The 4,488-nt window shown below is 59.4% G+C and carries 3 protein-coding genes; 2 read left to right on the top strand and 1 reads right to left on the bottom strand.

Annotation, left to right across the window (positions count from 1 at the left end):
• Window positions 1–320 precede the first annotated feature (320 nt).
• Entirely contained in the window at window positions 321–1,052 is a 732-nt protein-coding gene (locus AC1DWF_RS30480; RefSeq protein WP_476785701.1) for a class I SAM-dependent methyltransferase, read from the top strand.
• A 242-nt stretch (window positions 1,053–1,294) separates the two neighbouring features.
• The gene (locus AC1DWF_RS30475) at window positions 1,295–2,800 is read left to right on the top strand and encodes a TolC family protein (RefSeq protein WP_476804494.1); all 1,506 of its coding nucleotides are present in this window, start codon (window positions 1,295–1,297) and stop codon (window positions 2,798–2,800) included.
• 39 nt (window positions 2,801–2,839) lie between these two features.
• Here the strand turns inward: AC1DWF_RS30475 and AC1DWF_RS30470 are convergent.
• Window positions 2,840–4,488: thioesterase domain-containing protein (locus tag AC1DWF_RS30470; protein WP_476842449.1), on the bottom strand; the 1,649-nt coding region annotated here is incomplete at its 5' end.

The raw sequence follows: 4,488 nt of genomic DNA, 5'->3' as shown, positions 1-4,488 counted from the left end.
CTGTCTCCTTTTATAAGATGCGAAAGCAAAGCAGACGTCTGGGGATATGCCATCATCTTGAGCATCGTCGGAAGTTTGCTAAGCCGCCACGGCCTGCCTCACCGGCTGATGCTTGACTTGGCCGTCGCTTCCTCTAAACCTTACTAGATGGTCGAAAAGGATATCCACATTGTCTCCCGCTTTGCCGGCATCTTGTTTGCGAGATGCCGGGGCATAGCGCGCGCGACCTAATCAAGCGACATGCCAAAACCGGCCTCGCCCTCCCGGACGAGGTTTTCGGCTTGGCTTGTGCCTCGTCCAATTTTTCAAAGGAATTGAACATGGCACAAAATATCTACGACAATCCCCAATTCTTTGCTGGTTACAGCCAACTTCCGAGACAGCTCCACGGGTTGGAGGGCGCTCCGGAATGGAACGCCATCAAGGCCMTGCTGCCGTCACTGCAAGAACGCCGCGTTGCCGATCTTGGCTGCGGCTTCGGCTGGGCATCCCGTTGGATGCGCCAGAATGGGGCCATCTCGGTAACGGGGTATGACCTATCAGAGAACATGATCCACCGCGCTCGAGCGGATAYAAATGACGATGCAATCAACTATCGAATTGCCGACCTCGATACGCTCGAACTTCCTGCCCAAAGCTTCGAGCTGGTCTACAGCGCCCTGACCTTTCACTACGTCAAGGATTTCGATCGCCTCGTCGCAATGATGCATCGGGCCCTGGTACCGGGCGGGGTATTGGTGTTTACAATTGAACACCCGATCTTCATGGCCACGTCACAGCCTCAATGGATCGACAACGGCTCAGACCGCAAGATATGGCCGGTCAGTGGGTATTCGATTGAAGGGGAACGTCGCACTAATTGGTTTGCCGATGGCGTCCTGAAATACCACAGGACTCTCGGAACCACGYTGAATGCCCTCATTGGGAAGGGGTTCCAGCTCGACCGAGTCGAGGAATTTGTGCCCACGCCAACCCAGATATGGGACAACCCAGGGCTGGCCGAAGAACTTGAACGTCCAATGATGCTTCTGATAGCGGCTCACGCGAACTAGTCGACTAGTGGGCTGTCGCGTGCCGACCGACAGCCCACTACTGTGGTGAGTCAGCTTTTGGACGATCTCCGAGATGATCGAAATGACCGAGATGGGTCGGTTGCCGAATGGCCGCTTTGGCCTACTGCGTTCCAACAGCTGACAGTCTGAAAACGGCCCCTGAGCGGCCTTTCCTCAGCCGCCTGATACGGCGCTACTGCTGAGCGTCATATGCCCTGCGGGCGAAGGTGCTTCGGGCAAGCGTGACCGCCACTCACATAAGTTCGCGCTATGACGTTGCCGGGCAAGGTAGCAACGTGAACGTTTACCATGCCTTAACCGTGTTTGTTTACCAACTGGTTATAGTTCGCGGTCTGGCCTTCATCCGCCGCGAAGAACTGGTCGAAGGTAACGGGTTGGCGCCGCTAATGTCCTACTACGGAACGACAGTGGCGGTACTGAGCGCCTGCCTTGCGGTGATGGGATGCGCGAATGGCGCTGTGCGGCAGGCTCCCATCGTCCAGACCGACAAGGTCGTGACGGGTAGCGTTGGTGACCTCGCTTCAATCAACACCAATCCGGAGATACTTGCGGCCGATGCGAGGCGCGATGCGGCGGGCGAGGATATAGCGAGGGCGCGGTCAACGATGTTGCCAAATGTGGGCGTAGAGGCGAGCGCCGGTCTTGCGGCCGGCTACGGCGACGATTTCGACGCCCGCACCACCGGCAATGCCTATTCCTATGCGCTCAGAGGCGATTTCCCTCTGTTTCAAGGCGGCCGGGGGCAGGCCGCCGTGGCAGCGGCGAAGGCTGAATATCGCGCGAGCGGCGAAGTCGCCAATGATCGGCGAATCTCCGCAGCCTACGAGCTTGCGCTCTCCCTGATCGAGGTGCATCGCCAGAATGGCGCCATCGAGATTCTGGGCAGACAAGCAGCCCTTCTCGCCAAGCTTAAGCGCGGCGTAGAGATTGAAATGAAGGCCGGAGCCGCGAGTCGCGTGGACGTGGACGATGTCGAACGGCAGTTGTCACGCCTTTCTGTCGAGCGTGAGCGCGCCAGACTGCTGATAGCCCAGGCAAGTCGTACCGCCTTGCGCCTCGGCGTTTCGCCGGAGACCAAACTGCCCGATGTTGCGAAGCTTTGCCTACCTAGCGAAGAACAGGATCTCATCGAACTGGCGGTCAACAACAATCCCCGCGTCAGGGAGCGTGATGCGCGCGCGGATGCTGCCAAGGCCCGTGTCAGTGGGGCGAAAGGTGATTTGCTGCCGACGGTGTCGGCTGGACTGAGCATAGGCGGCGGTCAGGTTGCGCTTCCCGGTGTCGATCTCAATGTCGTGGGGCGTGGCGAGGTACGGTTCTCCATGCCGATCTATACAGGTGGGCGGGTCAGTGCGACCATCAGGCAACGTAATGACGAGAACCGAGCGGCGGTGTTTGAAGCCGATGCGGCACGAATTGGCGTGACCGCAGCGATTCGTACAGCGTTCGATCGCCGCGCTCTCGCGGGGCGCATGTTCAGCCTGGCTCAGGCAGAAAGGCGTAACGCCGCTTCGAGTCTCGAAGGTGTGCGCGCGGAGCGGAAGGTGGGCGAACGCTCGACCTTCGATGAGATCAGGGCGATCGCCGACCTTGCCAATTCGGAGATCAACCTCAATGAGGCGCGTTTCGACGTTGTCGCGGCCGACTATACGCTGGCGGCGGAAACCGGCCTGATTGGCGAGCTTTTCGGTGTGCCGCTCGTTCAGCAGACGGCAGCGGCCGATTAGAACCTGTTTCCACTTCTCGCGATCTTGCTCTGGCCTTGGCTACTCGGCCGCCATGCCGTAGACCGCACCAGGTAGCGGTTCTTTCAGACGCTTCTTGATCCGGTCGGCAAGGATGCGCACGAACGGCTCCAGCACCATGCCGTCATGGTCGCCCGGTACCTCCTGTACAGTCAGATCGGCGACATAGGGCGTCCAGCCATTGTCGGCCATGGCAATGTTCCGGCCATCTTGGAGCATACGTCCGCCACTCAGATGATAGATGACGTTGAGCTTCGGTCGAAGCAGCAGCACCTTTCCCGCATAGGGCTTGAGTTCATAAAGCGGCAGCGCGGTGCGGAAAGCGGTTTCGATCGCCAGATTGTGGAACTGCTCGGAGGCCTGTTCTGCCTGCTCGGCATCGGCACGGCCTTCGACTTTCTGTTTCCAACGCCTGCGGCTTTCGATCCAGTTGGCAACGAAGTTCAGGCGCTCCCGGCGCAGGTCCTGAACCTTCATGGAGAGCCTGTCGCGTAGCGATAGCGGGGGTTGCGTCGGCAAGGGCGTATCCAGCAGGATCAGTTGTGCGACTTCCTCACCTTCGTCGCGCAGCTGCTGCGCCATCTCGTATGCAACAAGACCGCCGCCGGAGAATCCTCCCAACAGATAGGGTCCGTGCGGCTGGACGGCGCGAACCTCCTTGAGATTGTCGCGCGCCATCGCAACGAAACTGTCGTGTGGTTCCTGATCACCATAGAGGCCGCGCGCCTGGAGCCCATAGACTGGGCGATCAGTGCCAAGTTGCATGGCCAGCTGTCGTAGATTGAGCACATTGCCGAACATGCCTGCACAAAGGAAGAATGGCGTTGCGCCAACCGAGCGCCCCGAAGTCATGGCGACAAGGTGGGTCTTCTTTTCGATTTTCTTGTCATCTGGAGCACCATCGCCTTGCGTCTTGGCTGACAGCGGCGCCGCCTGCTCGCTGATAAGCGCTGCGCACTCGGCGATGGTCGGGGCTTCGAACAGCACGGAGATAGGCAGGTCGAGTGCGAACTGCTTCCTGATCATGCGAAACAGACGTACCGCGATCAGCGAATGGCCGCCGATGTCGAAGAAACTGTCGTGCACGCCGATCTTTTCGACACCGAGCAATTCGGTCCAGAACCCTGCAAGGGTGCGTTCGATCTCGTCACGGGGCGCGACATAGTCGCTGTCGAGATCGGGACGCTCGAAGACCTCACCCGACCCTTGGATTTCGATGCGCGGTTGCGTTGCCCGTTTGCGTAACGCTCCAAGATCCATCGAACTGACTATCGGCTGTGGCTGACCGGTGCTGAGCGCGCGAATCATCGCCTCGAAGCCCTCGGATGGCAGGATGCCCTGCCTCACCTGAGCGGCGAGTTGCAAAGCGGCCGGCGACAGTTGCTCCTTTTCATCGCCTGAAGGCTTATGAGCCCGATCGACGCTGCGCGACGCTGCCAGTGCAAGATCGTCATCGAGCCGCTTCATCACGAAACGTTCGATCTCCGCAACGATGTTGCCGTCCGGTTCGGCAATGGTGATGTCGAAGGATGCGTACCCGTCGCCGAGATCGGAGATTTCGCTCAGCCTCGCCCAACTTACAATCGTTTCAGGAAGTGTCCTAAACAGCGCGATGCTGCCATAAGCCATCGGCGCCCACCGCGATGCTGCCATAAGCCATCGGCGCCCAC

This window comes from Aminobacter sp. P4_D5, from assembly GCF_056401815.1.
The sequence above is the reverse complement of the archived record's forward strand: the minus strand, read 5'-3'. Positions and strand labels throughout refer to the sequence as shown.